Origin of the sequence: Polaromonas sp. CG_9.5 (genome assembly GCF_035984465.1) — a bacterium.
Taxonomy (GTDB): Bacteria; Pseudomonadota; Gammaproteobacteria; order Burkholderiales; family Burkholderiaceae_C; genus Polaromonas.
Genome location: NZ_JAXCHR010000004.1, coordinates 216556 through 238591, shown reverse-complemented (window position 1 = coordinate 238591; position 22036 = coordinate 216556). Strand labels below are relative to the sequence as shown.

Here is a 22036-nt window from a genome sequence, read left to right as displayed (position 1 = left end):
AAGAGTGTCTTTTCGCATGTTCGAGGCAAAGTCAGGGAGCCTACCAGCGCGGCAGCCTGCTCATTCGGCTGCAAGGGAATTTATGCAACAACGCCCCAGACGGCATGAAATCCAGCCCTTCACGCCGCCGCCCCGCTGAACCCTGACCCAATGGCTTCAATGCGCTGCCGTGCAAAACACGTCGCCAGGTTCAACCTTGCCAACGATACGGCTCTGGAGGCCAGGCGCGCTGCGCAAATTCGCAATGCGTGCCATCGCGATGACGTGCGGCGTTTTACCCACCGACGGACGGCAGACCCGCTTGCCTGAAAACCTGGAAATACTATATTTTTAATAGCTGCCAGCGCTTGCATTTATTGCGCCAGAGCCTGCTTTGACTGATTATTTTTATGCAAAGCGGCTGGCGATGAAAGCGTGTTCATCGTCGCCAGGCGCAGACCCGGAATTTCTTTACGCTGTGAAAAGACGCTGAAAAATCAGCCGCCGCTTGCGAAACGCCAGCGAATGAAAAGAGATGCGATGACGGGCTCACTGCGCAAGAACTGCAGCGCGATCACCCGCCAAGGTCACATCCATTCAATGCCCGCTGCCAGCTTTACCTTGGCGCGACTGCGACTGGTTGCTGCCGCCAATATGCGCCTCGCGGTCGCTGCGGCTTTCAGGCGTGCGCTGGCCCTGATTCAGCTGCGTGGCCTCTTTGTCGCCCATTTTGTTGGTGTCGTTTTCGACCTTGCCAGCGTGGGCTTCTTGTTTGTCGCGCGGGTTTTGCTTGTTCGTCATGATGGTTTCCTTTTTGCATGTTGATCAATCGCTCGAAGCGCTGTCCCAGCGCAACGCTGGCGCCGGGCACGGTTTCATTCTTCACCTCTTGCGGCGAAAGCTGTGTCGGACAAGGCCTTTTTCGCTGGTATGAGCCGAACGCCGCGTCTTTGCTGGAAGCTAGGAAAAGCTAGCTTGATAGGTCACCGGATCCAGTCTGCAGTGCTGATCAAGCGCGCCGGGCAGCGCGAAAAAGCGTGGGGACTTTCTAAACTCGAACAAACGGTAAAGATGAAATTGATCTCTTGCGCCTTGAGACAGCGCCAACTCACCGCGCGACACAAAAAATGGCGTGTCACGCCCGAAGGTTGTCGTTTTGACTTCAATCAGGCGTTCCTTGCCATCGGATTCGAAGGAAAGAACGTCATAGCCCAGACCATCGCCTCTCGAGACGGAAACATGCTCAACCTGGTCGGCAAGTCGCTGTTTTCCCATCTGGGCAAGACGCCAATGCTCGAACTGAACCACAAATGCCTCGCCAGCCAAACCCAGTGATCGGTTTTGCGCTTCGCGTTCAAGGTAGTCGCGTTTGACGGCCCTGAAATACAAAGGATTCATCGCCTCTTTCACCTGATGCTGTCGTTTGGGGGCATCGGACTTTACATTGCTGAAATCGGTCTGGGTGGGCGCAATGGCGGGCTGCTGCACTGCGGCAAGCGCCGCGTGATCGAGTGTTTCTTTGCTGCTCACTTGCTCTTGGGCAACTTTTACCAAGAGCGCCTGATAGTTGGATCTGGGTTGATAACCTCGGATATAGGGGAAGCCGAGATGAAGCATGACGGCGCTGATATTGCAATGCTTGAACTCGATAGAAGCGTTTGAGCGGCCGCTCAGTTTGACCTGCAGCCGCTGGCGATGCTGGGTCTTGTTGAAACTTTGGCCGGCAAGCTCCAGCGTCAGCATTTGCAGATAGTCGGCAACAATCGCTTCGACTTCTTCTCGTGACCACTCCATCGATGCCCTGAAAAAATTTTGATTGCAAAAACAGCCATCTTAGGACGTGAGACATGACTGGGCAAAAATCAAACCCTTTACAGAAAGAAACTCAATGGGTCAGGAAGATCGTGACTGGTGGCGGGAAGCCCAAAAAGAGCGAGCTAGAAAAGAAAGCAATTCGACGCTATGGACGCCCGCAAGACCGGGCAAAGCAGCCCTGCGGTCTAGCCGCTTGAATTGGGGGTCGGTGGGCATTGCTCTTTTCTGGCTGGCAGTCATCGGGGTGCTGTATGCAGGCATGACGCGCTACCTGCAACCTGCTCCAGTTATTGTCTCCGCCACGGGCGATCTGGTGATTCCCCGGGCAAGAGATGGGCACTTTTATGCAGCTGGCAAGGTCAATGGAAAACCGGTCAATTTCATGGTCGATACCGGTGCCTCCTTGGTGACCGTCAGCGAAAAATTTGCGCGCGAAGCCCAAATTGCAAAGGGCGTTCCCACCGTTTTCAAAACCGCCAATGGCGACTTGCCGGGGCGAATTGTGACCGGAGTTCCCGTCACCCTGGGGCCTGTTAGTGTGTCAGGCGTTCGTGTCGGTGTTGGACTGGTGGGCGACAACGCCAGCGACGCGCTGCTGGGCCAAAGCTTTCTGTCAAAGTTTGAAGTGGTTCTTTCAAAAGAACACATGATCTTGCGCCACAAGTAGCGGCGCAGCGCAGTCAATAGCGAGTTCTTCAATTTACCCGTGCAACCCCATTGCCGCGAATAGCTAGCCGTTGGGGAGCGCGGGGCTATGCCTTGCGCCGCGCCCGCACTGCCGCCGCCAGCGCTTGCAGCACCGGCACCGTCTGCGCAAAGCTGATGCAGGCATCGGTGACCGACACGCCGTGCCTGAGCGGCTGGCCGGCGACGATGTCTTGCCGGCCTTCGTTCAGGTGGCTTTCAATCATCAGGCCCATGATGCGGTGGTCGCCGGCTGCGACTTGCGCGGCCACGTCGGCGGCCACGTCGATCTGGCGGGCATGCTGCTTGCTGCTGTTGGCATGCGAAACGTCGATCATCACCTGCTCGCGCAGGCCGGCCGCCTGGAGCTGCGCGCAGGTGGCGTCCACGTCGGCTTTTGCGTAGTTGGTCTGCTTGCCGCCGCGCAAAATGACGTGGCAGTCGTCGTTGCCACGGGTTTCAAAAATCGCGGCCTGGCCCATCTTGGTCATGCCCATGAAGGCGTGCGGCGCTTGTGCGGCCTGGATGGCGTCTGCCGCCACTTTCACGCCGCCATCGGTGCCGTTCTTGAAACCGACCGGGCACGACAGGCCGCTGACCAGCTGGCGATGGCTCTGGCTTTCGGTGGTGCGCGCGCCAATCGCGCCCCAGCTCACCAGATCGCTGATGAACTGCGGGCTGAGCAGGTCGAGAAACTCGGTGCCGACCGGCATGCCCAGCGCCAGCACGTCGAGCAGCAACTGGCGCGCCATTTCCAGCCCTTCGTTGATGGCAAAGCTGCCGTCCAGATGCGGGTCGTTGATGTAGCCCTTCCAGCCGACGGTGGTGCGCGGTTTTTCAAAATACACGCGCATCACGATGAGCAAATCGTCCTGCAACGCATCGGCCTGCGCCAAAAGCTGGCGGGCGTAGTCCATGGCCTGCGCATGGTCGTGGATGGAACACGGCCCGACCACCACCACCAGCCGGTCGTCAGCGCCGTGCAGGACGCGCGAAATGGCGGCGCGGCTGGCCGCTACCAGCGCCTGTGCGCTGTCGGGCGTGGGCAGCCATTCCTGCAGCAGCGCGGGCGTGATCAGCGGACGCACTGCGCCGATGCGCAGGTCGTCGATGCGGGTGGTGTCGTGGGTCGAAAGCGGCGTAGCAGGGCGGACTCGGTTGTTCATAAGCTCGATTTAGGGTGTTTATGGGCTGTGGCGCATGCTGGATGCGCGCTGGCAGCTATGCAATTAATAGCAAATACAGGATTCAAAATTTCGCGTGTCTGGCCATGAAGCTGCCAACCGCTGCTTTGGTGCAGCGCTGCAAGGCCATCAGCAGGGCGTTGTCGGGCTGCGCGACGCCGTGGCGAGTGCGCAGGTCATGCTGGATCTGGCCCAGCAGGCCGGCGGCCATTTCGGCATCGGCCAGTGCCCGGTGCGCCTGGCCGGTGCGCGGCAAGCGGTGGTAATCAATCAGCGAGCCGAGTTTGTGATTGGGCGCCTGTGGATAGAGCCGGCGGGACAGCAGCAGCGTGCAGATAAAGGGTTGCGGCGCGTCCAGCCCGGCGCGTTCCAGTTCGGCCTGCCAGAACTTGCGGTCAAACGCGGCGTTGTGCGCCACCAGCGGCACCGCGCCGACAAAGCGGCTGGCGTCGCGCATGACCTGCGCCGCATCGGGCGCGCTGGCAACCATGGCGTTGGTGATGCCGGTCAGCTGCGTGATGAAGGACGGAATACGGACGCCGGCATTCATCAGGCTCTGGAAACGGTCAACCACCTGGCCGCTTTCGAGCAACACAATGGCGACTTCGGTGGCGCGGTCGCCGCAGCCGGGCGAAATGCCGGTGGTTTCAAAGTCAATAACGGCGGTAAGGGTCATGGCAAACAGGTCATAAAACGCGGGGCGTCAAGAATGATTAGCGGCTTTTTGCCGCAGGCTCCAGAAAACCTGAAGAATGGCCAGGCCCGGCGGCGTGAACGGCGAAAAGGTCAATTCGCTGTTCAACTGGCTCCACTGCGCGGTCGAGAGCGCCAGCAGCTCGGACGGGTTGGCCATGGCCGAACCCATCGACCAGTCGCTGAAGGTGCGCTTTGGAACGCCGTGGTTCATGAACTCCACCACATCGGTGTGCATGCGGCTGCCCAAGATGCGCTGGTAGACGCGCTGCACCGCGTCCTCCGGCCCTTCAAAGCACTGCATGAAATGGCTGCCACTGTGGAGCAACACGCCCGTCACGGCATGCTGGTGATTGAAATTTCGGGCATCTGCCAGCAGCGCATCCAGGTCATCGGGGGTGATGGGCAGCACAGCACTGCTGGTGTAGACGATGGAATGAAGGGATGGCATGACGGGAAGTGGCGGGTGGGCGTTCAGGGGCGTGCGTCTGTTTTTAAGCCGAATTGGGTATTTTCGCTTCAATGCGTCCGGGTTGGGTCAAGCAGAACGGGTTGAGGCGGCTGCCGACGCTTTTTTCCGGAAATCAAGCTACATCAGGGCCAAGGGTTGCGGATCACCCGGCTTGGCTGGCAGCTCATTAGCCTCGCCGGATGCCGGGCTGTCGAAGCGATAGCTGCTGGCCGCGTGCACCTCCCATGCACCCTGGCCCGTCAGCTGCAGCACATGGGTGTGGTGGCGCAGCACGGCGGCGCGGTGGGCAATGCTGATCAAGGTGGTGCCACTTGCGCGCAGGCGTTCATACAGCGAGTTTTCATTGCTGCTGTCGAGCGCGCTGGTGGCCTCGTCGAGAATGACCATGCGGGGCTGGCGTACCAGCACACGCCCGAAAGCCAGCCGCTGCTGCTCGCCCACGGACAACAGTTTGGCCCAGTCATGCACGGCGTCCATCCCGCCCACGCGGTCGGCCAGCGCGGCCAGGTGGACTTCTTCAAGGATTTGCAGCAGCCGCTCGTCAGCCAGGCTTGACTTGATGCTGGGGTAGATGAGTTGGCTGCGCAGGGTGCCGTACTGCATATACGGCTGCTGCGGCAAAAAGAAAATATCGTCCAGCGGCGGATGATGAATCACGCCGGTGCCGGTGCGCCACAAACCCGCAATGGCGCGTAAAAGGGAGCTTTTGCCACAGCCGCTGTCGCCGGTAATGAGCAGCGCGTCGCCCGGCTTCAGGCTCAAAGTCAGCTCCTTGATGAGCATCCGTTCGTACTGCGGCGTGTAGAGCGTGAGGGCGTCCAGCGCGAGGCGATCGCCCGTCTGGCTCTGAATTTTCGGGTGCTTGGTGTCAGCAACGGGCTTTTCTGCCGGGTCGTCCAGCACCAAGGCAGACAGCGCTTGCAGACGGTCGATGCCGGCCACGAACCGGCTCAGGCTCTCAAAGTTATCCACAATCAGCGCCACCGCGCCCAGCACGGCGGCAAATGCCCCGGCGGCCTGCACAGCGCGGCCCACTTCGAGCTGTCCAGACAACACGCCATCGGCCAGAATCACGCTGGGCAACACCAGCGTGAGCTGATTGAAGCCGCGCTGAAACAAATTGAGCGAGCGCTGCTTTCTGATCAGCCTTGAAAAGTTGGTGTACACCTTGCCAAACTTGCTGTCGATTTGCGCGCGCTCCTGGGCTTCGCCGCGATAAAAAGCAATCGATTCGGCGTTTTCGCGCAGGCGCATCAAACCAAAGCGAAAGTCAGCTTCGCGCCGGAGTTGCCAGAAGTTCAGCTGGATCAGCGGCGCCCCGAAAACGTACAGCGCAACGACGGTGCCGACCAGCGCATACACCGCCAGCACAGCCACCAGCAGATGCGAAATCGACCAAAGCACCGCGCTGAAAGCCACCAGTTGCATGATGGAGCCAATAAAAATCAGCAGGAAATGGATAGACCGGCCGGTAAAGGTATTGATGTCTTCGCTGATGCGCTGGTCGGGGTTGTCAATTTCTCCGCCCGCGCCCAATTCGTAGTATTTGCGGTCATGCAAATAGCCATCCAGAAAGCGCGCCGTGAGCCAGCGCCGCCACTTGTTGGCAAAAGCATCGCGCATGTAGTAATAAAAGGCATAAATCGGCACTGCAAATGCCAGGATACCCAGACACGCACGCACCGAAGTCCAAAAACGGTCGGTATCCCTGCCCGCAAGGGCCGAGGTCATTTCACCGCTCTGGTTGTTCAGCATCACCGCAAACTGGGTTTCAGCCAGCATCAGGACAATCAGCAGGGCCAGAAAAGTCCAGGCCCATTTCCTCTGGTCGCCCAGCCAATAAGGCTTGGCGACCCGGACGAATCGGTTCCACGCAGCCAGAGAAAATGGGGAAGGGCGACGCCGTGATTTGGAGGCAGTCGGCGCGGCATCAGTAAAAGACATGGAATCGTTTTCGGGTAGGTCAAGGTGCTGCCGCAAAGTTATCTTGTCAGCACCCTTCAAGCTATCAGACGAAGCCGAATGCCATTGCCGTACTTTCCCGCGTCATGCGGCTTATGCGCGCAGTGGCATGAATTCTCTGCGCGCATGAACGGGACACTTTGCGGCTACAACGCCTGACGCGCTGAGGAGAGTTGCCGTTGACCGACACATTTTTGCGGGTGCCTGCACCGCCTCAAGTATCGATATTTCCGGCGCGCAGCGCATTTTTCTCAATAAATTCGCGGCGCGGCTCAACCTCGTCGCCCATCAGCATGGTGAACACGCGGTCGGCTTCGATGGCGTCATCAATTTGCACCTTGAGCAGACGGCGTACTGTCGGGTCAAGTGTGGTTTCCCAGAGCTGCGCGGGGTTCATTTCGCCCAGTCCTTTGTAACGCTGGCGCGACGTGCCATTTTCAGCCTGGCCAATCAGCCAGCGCATGGCCTGGCGGAAGTCAGTGATCTTTTCCTCCTTGCGCCGATCACCTTCACCGCGCATGACCTTGGCACCGCTGCCGATCAGGCCCAGGAACGAAGAAGCCGCTTCAGCCAAGGTGGCGTAGTCAGAACCGATCACGAAATCTTGCGTCAGCACGCTGCTTTTGACATTGCCGTGGTGACGGCGGCTGATGCGCAAAATCGGCTTGTCGCTGCGTTCATCAAACTCGCCGGCCACATCGGCGGGCGCGCCGGTGGTGTTGAGTTCACGCAGTTTGGCTTGCAGTGCAACAGCGGACGCTTCAGCCTCAAGCAAGGTGTCGAGGTTGATCGACACGCCGTCGGCAATCGCGCGCAGCGCTTCGGCATCCATGAAACCACTCAGGCGGTTGATGACCGACTCGGCACGCTGGTGTTTGCGCGCCAGTTCGGCCAGCGCTTCGCCGGTCAACACGGCGGTTTCGTCGGCGCTGGTCTGCACATAGGCGTCCCTGAGCGCAATGCGCAGCAGGAAACCGTCGAGGGCGGCAGTGTCTTTGAGGTATTGCTCTTCCTTGCCGGCCTTGACCTTGTACAGCGGCGGCTGGGCAATGTAGATGTGGCCGCGCTCGATCAGCTCGGGCATCTGGCGGTAGAAAAACGTCAGCAGCAGCGTGCGGATGTGCGCGCCGTCCACGTCAGCATCGGTCATGATGATGATGCGGTGGTAACGCAGCTTGGCGACGTTGAAGTCGTCAGCGCCGGGCGTTCCGCCGACGCCGCCACCCTTGCCAATGCCGGTGCCCAAAGCGGTGATCAAGATCAGGATTTCGTTGCTGGTCAGCAGCTTTTCATAGCGCGCTTTTTCAACATTCAGGATCTTGCCCTTGAGCGGCAAAATCGCCTGGAACTTGCGGTCACGGCCCTGCTTGGCCGAACCGCCGGCGGAGTCGCCCTCGACCAGGTAGATTTCGCACAGCGCCGGGTCTTTTTCCTGGCAGTCGGCCAGCTTGCCGGGCAGGCCCATGCCGTCAAGCACGCCCTTGCGGCGCGTCATGTCGCGCGCCTTGCGGGCGGCTTCACGGGCACGGGCCGCTTCAATGATCTTGCCGACGATAATCTTGGCGTCGTTCGGGCGCTCCTGCAGGTAATCGTGCAGCAGGCGGCTGACGATGTCTTCGACCGGGCCGCGCACTTCGCTGGACACCAGCTTGTCCTTGGTCTGGCTGGAGAATTTTGGCTCAGGCACCTTCACGCTGAGCACGCAACACAGGCCTTCGCGCATGTCGTCGCCGGTCACCTCGACCTTGGCTTTTTTCGCCAGCTCGCTGTCGTCAATGTATTTATTGATGACGCGCGTCATCGCGGCGCGCAGGCCGGTCAGGTGGGTGCCGCCGTCACGCTGCGGAATATTGTTGGTAAAGCACAGCACCTGCTCGCTGTAGCCGCTGTTCCACTGCATCGCCACTTCAACGCCAATATTGGTGCCTTGGTCGCTCTGGCGGTCGCCCATGGCGGCAAAGACGTTCGGGTGCAGAACGGTTTTTCCCTTGTTGATGAAGGCGACAAAACCCTTGACGCCGCCGGTGCCAGAGAAATCGTCTTCTTTGCCGGTGCGTTCGTCTTTCAGGCGAATGCGCACGCCGTTGTTCAAAAAGCTCAGTTCACGCAGACGCTTGCTCAGGATTTCGTAATGGAAATCGCTGTTTTCCTTGAAGATGTCGGTGTCGGGCAAGAAGTGGACTTCGGTGCCGCGCTTGTCGGTCGGGCCCACCACCTTCATCGGGGAAACTTCAACGCCATTGACGGATTCAATGAGGCGGTTTTGCACAAAGCCTCTGGAAAATTCCATGACATGCACCTTGCCGTCCCGGCGAATCGTCAGCCGCAGCATTTTTGACAGCGCATTGACGCAACTCACCCCCACGCCGTGCAGGCCACCAGAGACCTTGTAGCTGTTCTGGTTGAACTTGCCGCCGGCATGCAGCTCGGTCAGGGAAATTTCGGCCGCAGAACGCTTGGGTTCGTGCTTGTCGTCCATCTTGATGCCGGTTGGAATGCCCCGGCCGTTGTCCACCACGCTGACCGAGTTGTCGGTGTGGATCGTGACCAGAATGTCATCGCAATGGCCGGCCAGTGACTCGTCAATGGAGTTGTCCACCACCTCGAACACCAAGTGATGCAGTCCGGTACCGTCGGACGTGTCGCCGATGTACATGCCGGGCCGCTTTCGCACGGCTTCCAGGCCTTCGAGGATCTGGATCGAGCCTTCGCCGTAGGCTTCTGAAGCGCCGGCTTGGTTGATATCGATCTTGGGCTGGAAATTGGAGCTTCCTTCGCCCGCCAGTCCCTCAGAGACGTGGACTTGATCAGCTTCGTTCGGTTTGTTTTCTTCAGTCATAACCAGCAGTTCCCAATTTCTTCAATCTCTTGAATGACCAAACCCGCGAGGTTTCGCGGGTCTGTCTGTCGCTTAAGCCGTAGTGCGCTCCAATCGGCCTTAAATCCGCATCGGCATCACCACGTATTTGAACGTGGCGTTGTCGGGAATGGTCAGCAAGGCCGAGCTGTTGGAGTCTGCCAGCTCGATTTTGACCATGTCCTGATTCATGTTGGACAGGGCGTCAATGAGGTACGTGACGTTAAAGCCTATTTCAATTGAATCGCCGCCGTAGTCGATGTCGAGTTCATCGACAGCTTCTTCTTGTTCGGCATTGTTCGAGGCTACACGCAACGTGCCGGGCTCGATGTTCAGCCGCACGCCCTTGAACTTTTCGCTGGTCAAAATCGCGGTGCGTTGCAGGCTGGCCAGCAGCGGCGCACGGCCCAGCGTGATGATGTTCTTGTGGTTCTTCGGAATCACGCGGTTGTAATCGGGAAACTTGCCTTCGACCAGCTTGGTAACGAACTCCATGCCTTCAAAACTGAACTTGGCCTGGTTACCCGCAAACTGCATCTCTATCGCGCCTTCCTTGTCGTTGAGCAGGCGCTGCATTTCCAGCACTGTCTTGCGCGGCAAGATCACTTCTTGTTTGGGCACTTCAACATCGAGCGTCGCCGACGTAAAAGCCAGCCGGTGCCCGTCAGTCGCCACCAGGCTCAACTGCTTGTCTTCGGCGACAAACAAGATGCCGTTGAGGTAGTAGCGAATGTCATGCACCGCCATCGCAAACGACACCTGGTTCAGCAGTTCCTTGAGCACCTTTTGCGGAACCGAAAACACCGGGCCAAAGCTGGCCGCTTCCTGCACCAGCGGAAAGTCTTCTGCGGGCAAGGTCTGCAGCGTGAAGCGGCTTTTTCCGCCTTTGAGAATCAGCTTGTTCTGGCTTGATTCGAGCGATACGGTCTGGTCGCTGGGCATGGAGCGCAGCACATCGATCAGCTTGCGGGCACCCACAGTGGTAGTGAAGTCGCCTTCATCCCCGCCAAGCTCGGCAGTCGTACGAATCTGGATTTCCAGATCACTGGTGGTGAGTTGCAACAGCGGCCCCGTCTTGCGGATGAGCACATTGGCCAGAATGGGCAATGTGTGCCTGCGTTCCACAATGCCGGCGACTGATTGCAGTACGCCTAAAAACTTGTCTTGGGTGGCTTTCAGAACAATCATGTTTTCCTTGTTATCTTTATCTTTAATTCTTAAATATAAGATAGTAGTAGTAGTAGAGAGAGTATCTTTTTGTGGATAACCATCTTTTTATCTTATTAGTCAATCACTTGAGACATTACAAACCCTGTGCATAAGTAGGCTGGAAGCTGTGCATGAAATATGAACAACTTTTCAAATTTCCTTGTGCCTGTGGATAAGTGCTAAGTTGTTAGAGAGTTATCCACAGCTTTTCAGGCGCTATTTTAGCCAGCTTAAAAATGAAAAATCCCCTTGTTTTCAGCCCTTGAGTGTTTGCTCCAGCACATGGAGCTGCTGGTTGAGTTCGGTCATCAACTGGCGTTCTGCCGCCATCTTTCGCACTGCATGCAGCACGGTGGTATGGTCACGTCCACCGAACAGTTCGCCGATTTCTGGCAGGCTCTTTTGGGTCAGCTCCTTGGCGAGATACATGGCAATCTGGCGTGGCCGGGCGATGCTGGCGGGCCGCTTCTTGGAATACATGTCGGCGATCTTGATTTTGTAGTAGTCGGCCACTGTTTTCTGAATGTTTTCCACTGAAATCTGCCGGTTCTGGATTGACAGCAAGTCCCGCAGTGCTTCCCGGGCCAGCTGGATCGAGATTTCCTTGTGGTTGAAGCGTGAATAGGCCAGGATTTTACGCAGCGCACCTTCGAGTTCGCGCACATTGGAGCGAATGTTCTTGGCAACAAAAAACGCCACTTCCTCAGGAAGCGCAGAGCCTTCGACATTCGCTTTACGAATCAGGATGGCGACGCGCATTTCCAGCTCGGGCGGCTCGATCGCCACGGTCAGGCCGGAGTCAAAGCGTGACACCAGGCGCTCGTGGATGTCGCTCAGTCCTTTTGGGTAGGTGTCGCTGGTCATCACAATGTGTGACTTTTTTGTCAGCAGTGCCTCGAAAGCATTGAAGAACTCTTCTTGGGTACGGTCTTTATTGGCCAGAAACTGCACGTCGTCGATCAGCAGCAGATCAAGCGAGTGGTAACGCTCTTTGAAGTCGTCAAATGTCTTGCGCTGGTAAGCCTTGACCACATCCGAGACAAACTGTTCAGCATGGATATACAGCACCTTGGCGGCCGGGTTGTCAACCATCAGTTTGTTGCCAATCGCATGCATCAGGTGGGTTTTCCCCAAACCGACACCGCCGTAGATAAACAAGGGGTTATAAAGCTGCCCAAGACTGCTGGCCACATGCAGCGCTGCCGCACGACCCATGCGGTTGGCTGTACCTTCGATCAGAGTGTCGAATGTCAGCGCGGAATTGAGCCGGTTTTTAAATACTACTCCAGCCGCCTCTTCATGAACGGCGGCAGTCACTGAAAGTTCCGAAACGCCCGAAGCGCCTTCGAGCTTGCGAATCAGGGGTTCTGATTTGGAAGGTGCTTCTCGGGGTGCGAGTACCAACTCAATCGGAATTCGCTGACCTGCTGCTTTTTCAAGCAATGCAGCAATACGGGCTGCGTACTGGGCCCGAACCCAGTCCAGCTTGAAGCGATTACCCACCTGAACCGTCGCTTTGGACAAGTCTGCAGCAACGACAACAACCAGGGGACGAATCCAGGTGTTGAACTGTTGTTCTGGCAATTCCTGAGCCAGATGGTCAATACAGATTTGCCACAAATCGTTGTTCTGACCAGACAAAGAGACGCAGACAGAAACTTCGCTCATGACAATTTTTGCCCGGAATGCGAATGAAAAGCAGCGCCCTGCTGCTTGTAGATAGTGGTATTTTTGAGCACCCGCAATTGTAGTCGTGGGCATAAGTTATCCACAAATTCAGTGACTCTGCGGAGTTTTACAGACCCTGCTAAGGCGGCAGCCTTTATTGCCAGTGGCTTTCTCCCGATGCAAAAAAACTCAAGTTTTAAAAACCCGAGACTCCGGGGAGGCTTGATTTGTCATGCGCATCAACCAAACCAAACACTACCGGCCACACCTTGTGGGTAACTTTTTAACAACTGAAAGTTATCCACAGGTTGAGATGAAAGTTGTTGATGTTTGAGATGTGACTTCCAGCACTTTAAACACAGGGTTAAAAAAACGCCAAGCCGTTGATTAAAAAAACAGCTTAATTTACAGAAAAATACTGCCCTTGCTGTTGCTGATCACTTAATCACGGCAGTAAGAATTTGTGGCTGCGGGATATTTTTTGAACAGCAGCTGGGGTAAAAAATCAGTTTCTGAGTCAGTAATTCGGCCCACCGAAACCAGAACAAATGCTTGCTTTTTTGCCAGCCGTTGGAAATCTGTGATAATCATGGGTTTCCCCGATTCGTAGCGGCTTGAGGCTCCCTGCACGGCTTTGCTTGTGATTTCTTGACGAATTCATGTGGCCAGACCCTGCAGGCGTTTTACTGGTCCTTGAGACTTGCCAGATTGGCTGTAAATTTTTTGCAGCCGCCAAGATCATTCGAATCGCCACATGAAGCTTTACAGCTAACAGCCCAGTAACAGGCCCGCTAGGGCCACCAGGATTTATCATGAAACGCACATACCAACCTTCCAAAGTCAAGCGCGCACGCACCCACGGTTTCCTGACGCGTATGAAGACGCGTGGCGGCCGCGCAGTGATTGCTGCCCGTCGCGCCAAAGGCCGCAAACGCCTGGCTGTCTAAGCTGGCTTTCTGCAGGTAGGCCGGTCATTTTCTGCTGATGTTGGGCGCTAGTGCAGCGGCTTAAAACCCGACCTCAGTTCCAGGCTGTATTGGCCGGAACTATCGTTGCAAAAACACCGCACTTCGTTTTGCATCGCAATGCGCTTGCCGCCAAAGCTGTAACCAGTCACTCCGGAAAACAGGTTGATGCACCGGTATTGTTTCGCGAACAGGACATGTGGGTAGGCGCGATGGTTCCCAAACGCTGGGCTAAAAGTGCTGTGACACGCAACGCCATCAAGAGGCAAATTTACACCGTGAGTGCTGAGTTTTCTCATCTGTATCCGCAAGCTGCTTTTGTTGTTCGCTTGCGCAGCAGCTTTTCCCGAACCGAATTTGTCAGCGCTGTCTCTGATTTGCTCAAGCAGGCAGTCCGGACTGAAGTTCAGGCGCTGATGCAGGCAGGAGTGCTTGCGCCATGATTTCACCCGTTGCCGCTCTAGTACGTTTCCCGCGAATAGTCTTGATCGGCGTAGTGAAAGCTTATCGCCTGTTCATCAGTCCCTGGCTCGGCTCGAATTGCCGGTTTGAGCCCAGTTGCTCTACTTACTCACTGCAAGCTTTGAGTCAGCACGGCGCAACTTTGGGCAGTTACCTCACGCTGCGCCGCCTGGTACGGTGCCAGCCTTGGTGTGAGGGCGGGCATGATCCGGTACCGCCTCCAAACCCTGCTTCTTTTTTCAGCCGCTTGCTTTCGTCGGCGGCCTCCATCCCTTCTAAAAAGACGCCGTCATGAACGACATCCGCCGCACTATCTTGTGGGTGATTTTTGGTTTCTCCATGGTTTTGCTGTGGGACCAGTGGCAGGCCTTCAATGGCCACAAAGCTACCTTCTTCCCTTCCAGTACGCAGACCGAAAAAGCTCCCGTAGCCGGTTCTGCGCCAAGCAGTTCGGTTGCTGCAGTGCCGAATCCCGGGACGATGCCGGGTTCGCCTGCGGCTGTACCCGCAGGTGCGCCATCCACCACATCTTTGGCCGCCAAAGAGCGCGTGGTGGTCGACACCGACGTACTTTCGCTGACTTTTGACAGTGAAGGTGGAACCCTGGTTCACACGGCCTTTAAAAAATACAAGGACATGACGGACAAGGAAAAGGGCTTTGTTCTGCTGGATGAAAGCACCAACCGTGTCTATGTAGCGCAATCCGGCCTGGTTGCTGGCGGCACAGGTGGCGCTTTCCCGACCCACAAAACGCTGATGACCCTGTTGCCTGGCGCGCGCGCGCTGACCGATGGTCAGAACGAGTTACAGGTCAAATTTGAATCGGCTGATATCGGCGGCGTCAAACTGGTAAAAACCTACACGGTCAAGCGCGGCGCTTACGACATGACCGTCCAGCACGAGATCATCAATACCGGCAGTACGCCTGTGTCACCACAGCTTTACCTGCAATTGGTGCGTGACGGGAACAAGCCGCCCGGAGAGTCGTCGTTTTATTCCACTTTTACCGGCCCGGCGATTTACACCGAAGCCAAGAAGTACCAAAAAGTCGAATTCAAGACCATTGAAAGCAACAAGGTCGATGTTGAAAAAGAGGCTACCAACGGCTATGTGGCGATGGTTCAGCATTACTTTGCCTCGGCCTGGATATTGCCCGATGGCCTGAAACGCGACCTGTTTTTGCGCAAGGTCGATACCAACCTGTATGCAGTCGGCATGATCACGCCGCTGGCTCCGATTGCCCCTGGCGCGACCAAAACCATCGATGCGAAGTTTTTCGTCGGCCCGCAAGAAGAAAAAGTGCTCGAAGCCCTTTCCCCTGGTCTGGAACTGGTGAAAGACTACGGCTGGCTCACCATTTTGGCCAAGCCGCTGTACTGGCTGCTCGACAAACTCCACAGTTTTATCCAGAACTGGGGCTGGTCCATCATGGCTTTGGTGCTGCTGCTGAAAATCACGTTCTACTGGCTCAACGCCAAGGCTTACGCCAGCATGGCCAAGATGAAGGCGATCAACCCCAAGATCACCGAAATGCGTGCGCGTTTGAAGGACAAGCCGCAGGAAATGCAGCAAGCGATGATGAAGATCTACCGCGAGGAAAAGGTCAATCCGATGGGCGGCTGCTTTCCGATCATGATCCAGATTCCGGTGTTTATTGCCCTGTACTGGGTGCTGCTGTCGAGTGTCGAAATGCGCGGCGCGCCGTGGATTTTGTGGATCAGGGATCTGTCGTCACCCGATCCTTATTTCATCTTGCCGGTCGTGATGGCGATGACCACCATGCTGCAGACGGCGCTCAACCCCGCACCGCCTGATCCGATGCAGGCCAAGCTGATGTGGTTCATGCCGCTGATCTTCAGTGTGATGTTCTTCTTCTTCCCGGCCGGTCTGGTGCTGTACTGGATCACCAACAACATCTTGTCGATTACCCAGCAATGGGTCATCAATACCCGGATGGGTGTACCGCCGCAGTTCAACCTGCCGAAGTTCAAGTAATCAAAAAGGGCCGCTCAGCGGCCCTTTACCATTGAGGCTTCATGCTGTCTCGTCATCACCATCCCATCGTTGCCATCGCCACAGCACCCGGTCGTGGCGCCGTCGGTATCGTTCGTATTTCAGGGCAGCAGCTGGCGCCGGTCATTGATGCTATTTGCGGCCGTCCGCTGTCACCGCGTCAGGCCACTTATCTGCCTTTTCAGGATGCGCAGGGCCAGGTGATTGATCAGGGACTGGCGATTTTTTTCCCCGCACCGCATTCCTATACGGGCGAAGACGTGCTGGAGTTGCAGGCGCATGGCGGCCCGGTGGTGCTCCAGCTGCTGCTGGCGCGTTGTCTGGAAGCGGGCAGCGAGAAGGATCCCGCCAATGGCCAACCCCGCCTGCCGCAGATACGGGTAGCGCAGCCCGGAGAGTTCACCGAACGGGCCTTTCTGAATGACAAGATCGACCTGGCGCAGGCTGAAGCCATTGCCGACCTGATTGATGCCAGCACCGAAACTGCGGCACGCTCGGCAGCACGTTCGATGTCGGGTGAGTTTTCACAGGCCATCAACACGCTGTTGGCGCAACTGATTCATTTGCGCATGCTGGTCGAGGCAACGCTGGATTTTCCCGAAGAAGACATTGATTTTTTGCAACAAGCCGATGCCCAAGGCCAACTGCAACGCCTGCAGGCGACGCTGGCCAGCGTGATGCAGCGGGCGACCCAGGGCTCGATTTTGCGCGAAGGCATCAAAGTGGTGATTGCCGGTCAGCCCAATGTGGGCAAGAGTTCGCTGCTCAATGCGCTGGCCGGGGCAGAACTGGCCATCGTGACGCCCATCGCCGGCACCACGCGCGACAAGGTGTCGCAGCTGATCCAGATCGAAGGCGTACCGCTGCATGTGGTGGATACGGCGGGTTTGCGCGATGCACTGGATGAAGTTGAAAAAATTGGTGTTGCGCGCGCCTGGACTGAAATAGAAAGCGCCGATGCGGTTCTTTTTCTGCATGATCTGGTTCGCCAAGACCAAACTGAAGCGACACAGGATGCTATTGATTACATAGCTGGTGACGCCCGTCTGGAAAGCGCATTGGCGCTAAAACTCTTAAAAAACACCCCCATTATCAATGTCTGGAACAAATCCGACATGGCCACCCCTGAAGTGTTGAGTCAAGTCAATGGCGGCGTACTGATTTCTGCCAAAACCGGGGCCGGTTTGCAGCTCCTGCGAGAGCAGTTGCTCCAGGTCGTCGGCTGGCAGGCGGCCCCGGAAGGGGTTTTCATGGCGCGTGAGCGTCATGTGCGGGCGCTGCACAGCGTACAAGACCAACTCGTCACGGCGCAGAATCAGTTGAACGCCGCCCAGCCCGCACTCGATTTGCTGGCTGAAGATTTGCGCCAGGCCCAGTTGCATCTGAGTGCCATTACGGGTGCTTTTAGCGCAGATGATTTGCTGGGAGAAATTTTTTCCCGTTTCTGCATAGGAAAGTAGATTTTTCCAGAGAAGAAAACGACTTTTTTTGGAGTGCTGAATTTTTCAGTACCGAAAAAAATCACTTGTCGTTCAAGTTCCGCCATATCGGCTATCACTTGAAGTGTGGCCTCTGCCAAAGCACACGCCCCTTTTTTCTAAATGAGGGGCAGCCGTGCTCAGGTGCTCAATAACTTTTGCTCGGCCATTGAAAGCGCTTCCGGTTTTCCAGACAGCACGAGCGTGTCACTGTCTTCCAGCCGGGTCTCGTCCAGCGCCTTGAGGGTTTTACCATTGCCACGGCGCAGGCTGACAAGGCGTACGCCTAATGCAGGCAGCGCCAGGTCACCCAGCGTCTGACCGACGGAGCTGAGACCGGGGACCAGCGTCACCGTGGACAGTCGTTCTTGTTCCAGCTCATCCGTTGTATCGTCATCAGCACCCCGAAAATAGCCGCGCAACAAGTTGTAGCGTGCATCGCGCTGATCCTGCACCACACGGATCACGCGGCGCATCGGCACGCCGACCAGTGCCAATGCGTGGCTGGCCAGCATGAGGCTGCCTTCAATTGCCTCTGGAACGACTTCTGTCGCGCCTCCTGCCTTGAGCTTTTCCAGATCCCGGTCATCTACCGTGCGCACAATGACCGGCACTGTGGGGGCGTGGGTGTGTGTGTTGGCAAGCACTTTTAGCGCGCTTGCGGTATCCAGATACGTGACTACGACCGCACTGGCCCGCGCCAGACCGGCCGCGATCAGTGCCTGCAGACGCACTGCGTCGCCAAAAACCACTGAATTACCCGCCGCTGCTGCCTGACGCACCCGATCCGGATCCAGGTCCAGCGCGATATAGGGAATACCTTCGTGTTCCAGCAGGCGGGCCAGGTTCTGTCCGCAGCGGCCATAACCGCAAATGATGACGTGTTTATTGACATTCATGGATTTGCTGGCAATCGTCGTCATCTGCAGGGATTGAAGCAGCCATTCGTTCGATACCAGCTTCATGACGATGCGGTTGCTGTACATGATGATGAAGGGCGTGGCCAGCATGGACAACACCATGCTGGCCAGTATCGGATTCATCAGTGTGGGTGGCACCAGCTTGTTGCCTTGTGCGAGCGCCAGCAGCACAAAGCCAAATTCGCCTGCCTGCGCCAGATAAAGACCGGTGCGCAAAGAGACACCCGCTGTCGCTCCCAGCAGGCGTGCCAGTGCGGTGACCATCACCAGCTTGAACAGCACGGGCAGTATCATTAGCAAAAGCACCAGTGCCCAGTGATCTACCACTTCGTGCCAGTCGAGCAGCATGCCGACACTGATGAAAAAAAGCCCCAGCAGTACATCATGAAAAGGCCGGATATCGGTCTCTACCTGATGCTTGTACTGGGTCTCTGAAATCAGCATGCCTGCAATGAAAGCGCCCAGTGCCAGGCTCAAGCCCGCCAGTTCGGTCAGCCAGGCCAACGCCAGCGTGACCAGCAGCAAATTAAGCACAAACAGCTCTTCACTCTTGCGTCTGGCCACAATCGTCAGCCACCAGCGCATGACGCGTTGCCCGCCCGTGAGCAGCAGGCCGAGAAGCACAACGGCTTTCAGCCCGGCAATGCCCAGCGCCATAAAAAGCTTGTCCGGGGAAGAGCCCAAGGCAGGAATCAATACCAGTAGCGGCACCACCGCCAGATCCTGAAACAGCAACACGCCCATCACGCGCTTGCCGTGCTCGGATGCCAGCTCCAGTCGTTCGGACAGGAGCTTGACTACGATGGCTGTGCTGCTCATGGCCATGGCACCCGACAGCGCCAGCGCGGTTTGCCATTCCATTTTCCATAGCGCAGGGGCCATGCTGGCCAGAAAAAGCGAACCCAGGGTCACGAGAATCATGGTGAGCGCCACCTGAAGCAAGCCCAGCCCGAACACATGGCGACGCATGGAGCGCAGCTTGGGTAGGTTGAATTCCAGCCCGATGACGAACATTAAAAAAACCACGCCAAACTCGCCCAGATGGCGCACGCCGTCGGAGTTTTTGGCAACTGCCAGCGCATGCGGGCCAATGATCACGCCAACGGCCAGGTAACCCAGCATGGGTGGCAATTTGAAGGAGCGGCAAACCACCACGCCCAACACTGCCGCCAGCAGGTATAAAAGGGTTAGTTCAAGCGCACTCATGGGTGGATGGTAGCGTATGGATTTTCAGATTCCGGCTGGTTTGGGCTGCGTACGTAGCATGGCGGTAGGCATCGCCTCGATAGAATGCAGGCATGAATTTTGATGCCGCGAAAATTAATGCAGAACAGGTCTTGAGCCTTGCCAGGAAGACTTTTGAAATTGAGGCAGCCGCTGTTCTTGATCTGGCAACCCGCATCGGAGACGAGTTCGTCCAGGCCGTCGGATTGATGATGGCCTGCCCCGGTCGGGTGGTCGTGATGGGTATCGGCAAGAGCGGCCATATTGGTCACAAGATTGCCGCCACACTGGCGTCAACCGGCACCCCCGCCATGTTTGTGCATCCGGCTGAAGCCAGCCACGGCGATTTGGGCATGATCCGGGCCGTTGATGTGGTGCTGGCCATTTCCAACAGCGGCGAAAGCCAGGAACTGATTGCGATTCTTCCGGTGCTAAGCCGCTTGGGGGTGGCGCTCATTGCCATCACGGGCGGCATGCAATCTACTTTGGCCAAACACGCATCCGTCACGCTGGACAGCAGTGTCGCCAGGGAAGCCTGTCCGCTCAACCTTGCGCCGACGGCCAGTACGACGGCGCAGCTTGCCTTGGGCGATGCGTTGGCCGTCGCCTTGCTGGATGCCCGTGGCTTCAAAGAAGAAGATTTTGCCCGTTCGCACCCCGGCGGCGCACTGGGCCGCAAGCTGCTGACTCACGTGAGCGACGTAATGCGCAGCGGCGACGCAGTCCCGCAAGTGCTGCCAGAGTCTTCTTTCACCGATCTCATGCGCGAAATGAGTGCCAAGGGTCTGGGTGCCTCTGCGGTGGTGGATGCGGCTCAGCGGGTTCTGGGTATTTTTACCGATGGCGATTTGCGCCGTCTGGTCGAAAAAGGAGCCGATTTGCGTCATTTGACTGCCGCTGATGTGATGCATGCAGACCCGCGCACTCTGAGCGCCGACGCGCTTGCCGTTGAAGCCGTGGCGCTGATGGAGCAGTACCGTATCAACAGCGTGTTGGTGGTTGACAAGGGCGGAATGCTGTGCGGTGCGCTCAACACAAACGACCTGATGCGTGCCAAAGTCATCTGATATGTCCTTTTTATCTTCGCCGCTTCAAGGCCCTGCGCTTGATTTCTCGCCAGAACTCTTGCTGCGCGCGCAAGGCATCAAGGTCGCTTTTTTTGATGTGGATGGCGTGTTGACCGATGGCGGACTGTATTTTTCAGAATATCCGGACGGTGATGAGCGCGCTGAGACGCTAGGCGGCTTTCGAGCCTCGGGCGAGATCATCAAGCGGTTCAATACGCTTGATGGTCACGGATTGAAACTGCTGCAGAAGGTCGGTATTACCCCTGTCGTCATCACCGGCCGTGACAGCTCGGTACTGCGCGCACGGCTGAAGGCGCTGGGCGTTACGCATTCACACTTTGGCACCGAAGATAAACGTCCTGCTGCAGAACTGACACTGCACGCCTTGGGTCTGGACTGGAATGCCGCTGCCGCGATGGGTGATGACTGGCCTGATTTGCCCGTCATGAGCCGATCGGCGTTGAGTTGTGCGCCTGCCAATGCACACCCGGAAGTCAGGGCCCGAGCCCACCATGTCACGCAAGCAAGCGGAGGTCATGGCGCCGCACGTGAATTTTGTGATTTGTTGCTGATTGCCAGCGGGCGCTACGCCGGGTTGCTGCGCGAGTACACACAATGACGGGAATTCTGCCTGATCAAAGTACAGGCTCAGCCCGCATGTTGCCTCAGCAGAAAAATCAGCCAAGCATGTGGCGAAAATTGTTGCTCCTGTGGGATCGAACCGCAATCTACATGCCGCTCCTGATGATGGGTGCCCTGGCTTTGGGGACTTACTGGATGGTGCGCAATACGCCGATTTTCAGCACCCCCAAGGCGGCCAAAGAAGTCGGCCATGAGGTGGATTACTTTATGCAAAATTTCACCATCAAGACATTCGATGAGAGCGGCAAGCTCAAAAGTGAAATTTCAGGCACAGAAGCACGGCATTTTTCCGATACCGAGATTCTGGAAATCGACCAGGCAAGAATTCGCAGCATTAACATCGAAGGCAAACTCACGACGGCCACCGCCAACCGGGCCTATTCCAATGCAGATGGCTCGGAAGTACAACTGGTCGGAAATGCGGTGGTGATACGTGAAGCCAGCCTGGACGCGAAGGGTAATGTGGCGCAAAAGCTCGAATTTCGCGGCGAATTTCTGCATGCATTTTTGAACGAAGAGCGCGTGCAGTCGCACAAACCGGTGGTCTTGATTCGCGGTGCAGATCAGTTCACCGGAGATGTCTTTTCTTACAACAATCTGGATCAGGTGGCCTTGCTGACGGGGCGTGTCCGAGGTGTGTTGATGCCCAAATCATCGATTCGTCCAGCGGTCTCATCCGGTCGCCCATAGGCCGATTAGCGACTGGGTATAAAAAGTTGTTTTTGTCTCTGCTGAATAGCGA

The 22036-nt window shown here is 56.9% G+C and carries 19 protein-coding genes; 9 read left to right on the top strand and 10 right to left on the bottom strand.

Translation table 11 applies throughout. The features are described 5' to 3' along the window. Window positions 1–576: 576 nt before the first annotated feature. Together RCH06_RS05080 and RCH06_RS05075 are read right to left on the bottom strand one after the other, a co-directional pair. Entirely contained in the window at window positions 577–780 is a 204-nt protein-coding gene (locus tag RCH06_RS05080) for a hypothetical protein (RefSeq protein WP_327080346.1), read from the bottom strand. A 159-nt stretch (window positions 781–939) separates the two neighbouring features. Then, on the bottom strand, window positions 940–1773 hold the full coding sequence (locus RCH06_RS05075) for a DUF3883 domain-containing protein (RefSeq protein WP_327080345.1): 834 nt from the start codon (window positions 1771–1773) through the stop codon (window positions 940–942). Between the two features lie 94 nt (window positions 1774–1867). Here RCH06_RS05075 and RCH06_RS05070 point away from each other — a divergent pair, with 94 nt between their 5' ends. Then, window positions 1868–2461, top strand: a complete 594-nt coding sequence (locus tag RCH06_RS05070) for a retropepsin-like aspartic protease family protein (protein WP_327080344.1) — start codon at window positions 1868–1870, stop codon at window positions 2459–2461. Window positions 2462–2546: 85 nt separating this feature from the next. On the opposite strand, the gene RCH06_RS05065 is transcribed toward RCH06_RS05070, so the two are convergent. The 7 genes from RCH06_RS05065 to dnaA form a co-directional block, all read right to left on the bottom strand. Continuing rightward, window positions 2547–3644 (bottom strand): 3-deoxy-7-phosphoheptulonate synthase, encoded by a 1098-nt coding sequence (locus RCH06_RS05065; protein ID WP_327080343.1) that lies wholly within the window; start codon window positions 3642–3644, stop codon window positions 2547–2549. A gap of 82 nt (window positions 3645–3726) precedes the next feature. Beyond that, entirely contained in the window at window positions 3727–4338 is a 612-nt protein-coding gene (locus RCH06_RS05060) for a 3'-5' exonuclease (protein ID WP_327080342.1), read from the bottom strand. Between the two features lie 27 nt (window positions 4339–4365). Continuing rightward, complete coding sequence (locus RCH06_RS05055; protein WP_327080341.1) at window positions 4366–4806, bottom strand: BLUF domain-containing protein; 441 nt, start codon at window positions 4804–4806, stop codon at window positions 4366–4368. 138 nt (window positions 4807–4944) lie between these two features. Continuing rightward, window positions 4945–6771, bottom strand: a complete 1827-nt coding sequence (locus RCH06_RS05050) for an ABC transporter ATP-binding protein/permease (RefSeq protein ID WP_327080340.1) — start codon at window positions 6769–6771, stop codon at window positions 4945–4947. 232 nt (window positions 6772–7003) lie between these two features. Further along, window positions 7004–9628, bottom strand: coding sequence for a DNA topoisomerase (ATP-hydrolyzing) subunit B (gyrB, locus tag RCH06_RS05045; protein WP_327080339.1), 2625 nt, complete (start codon window positions 9626–9628; stop codon window positions 7004–7006). 99 nt (window positions 9629–9727) lie between these two features. Beyond that, on the bottom strand, window positions 9728–10834 hold the full coding sequence (gene dnaN, locus RCH06_RS05040) for a DNA polymerase III subunit beta (RefSeq protein WP_327080338.1): 1107 nt from the start codon (window positions 10832–10834) through the stop codon (window positions 9728–9730). A 276-nt stretch (window positions 10835–11110) separates the two neighbouring features. Next, window positions 11111–12523, bottom strand: a complete 1413-nt coding sequence (gene dnaA, locus RCH06_RS05035; protein WP_327080337.1) for a chromosomal replication initiator protein DnaA — start codon at window positions 12521–12523, stop codon at window positions 11111–11113. Window positions 12524–13335: 812 nt separating this feature from the next. Here dnaA and rpmH point away from each other — a divergent pair. Genes rpmH through mnmE form a run of 5 tightly spaced genes read left to right on the top strand, consistent with a single transcriptional unit; the run spans window position 13336 to window position 17423 of the window. Next, a complete protein-coding gene (gene rpmH, locus RCH06_RS05030; protein WP_007862708.1) occupies window positions 13336–13470 on the top strand; it encodes a 50S ribosomal protein L34 in 135 nt (44 codons plus the stop codon). A gap of 50 nt (window positions 13471–13520) precedes the next feature. After that, entirely contained in the window at window positions 13521–13931 is a 411-nt protein-coding gene (locus RCH06_RS05025; protein ID WP_327080336.1) for a ribonuclease P protein component, read from the top strand. Then, on the top strand, window positions 13928–14245 hold the full coding sequence (gene yidD, locus RCH06_RS05020; protein ID WP_327080335.1) for a membrane protein insertion efficiency factor YidD: 318 nt from the start codon (window positions 13928–13930) through the stop codon (window positions 14243–14245). The genes RCH06_RS05025 and yidD overlap by 4 nt, the downstream gene beginning before the upstream one ends. After that, a complete protein-coding gene (yidC, locus tag RCH06_RS05015; protein ID WP_327080334.1) occupies window positions 14242–15945 on the top strand; it encodes a membrane protein insertase YidC in 1704 nt (567 codons plus the stop codon). Before yidD ends, yidC begins: the two co-directional genes overlap by 4 nt. Before the next feature lie 41 nt (window positions 15946–15986). Next, entirely contained in the window at window positions 15987–17423 is a 1437-nt protein-coding gene (mnmE, locus tag RCH06_RS05010; RefSeq protein ID WP_327080333.1) for a tRNA uridine-5-carboxymethylaminomethyl(34) synthesis GTPase MnmE, read from the top strand. Window positions 17424–17581: 158 nt separating this feature from the next. Here the strand turns inward: mnmE and RCH06_RS05005 are convergent, their stop codons facing one another. Further along, window positions 17582–19567, bottom strand: coding sequence for a monovalent cation:proton antiporter-2 (CPA2) family protein (locus tag RCH06_RS05005; protein ID WP_327080332.1), 1986 nt, complete (start codon window positions 19565–19567; stop codon window positions 17582–17584). Window positions 19568–19659: 92 nt separating this feature from the next. Here RCH06_RS05005 and RCH06_RS05000 point away from each other — a divergent pair, with 92 nt between their 5' ends. From RCH06_RS05000 to lptC, 3 genes are read left to right on the top strand one after another with little or no spacing between them, the layout of a single operon-like run. Further along, the gene (locus RCH06_RS05000; protein ID WP_327080331.1) at window positions 19660–20652 is read left to right on the top strand and encodes a KpsF/GutQ family sugar-phosphate isomerase; all 993 of its coding nucleotides are present in this window, start codon (window positions 19660–19662) and stop codon (window positions 20650–20652) included. Window position 20653: 1 nt separating this feature from the next. After that, window positions 20654–21271: a KdsC family phosphatase gene (locus RCH06_RS04995; protein ID WP_327080330.1), complete on the top strand. Its 618-nt coding sequence runs from the start codon at window positions 20654–20656 to the stop codon at window positions 21269–21271. Next, entirely contained in the window at window positions 21268–21984 is a 717-nt protein-coding gene (gene lptC, locus RCH06_RS04990) for an LPS export ABC transporter periplasmic protein LptC (RefSeq protein WP_442799597.1), read from the top strand. Before RCH06_RS04995 ends, lptC begins: the two co-directional genes overlap by 4 nt. The last annotated feature ends 52 nt before the right edge of the window (window positions 21985–22036 follow it).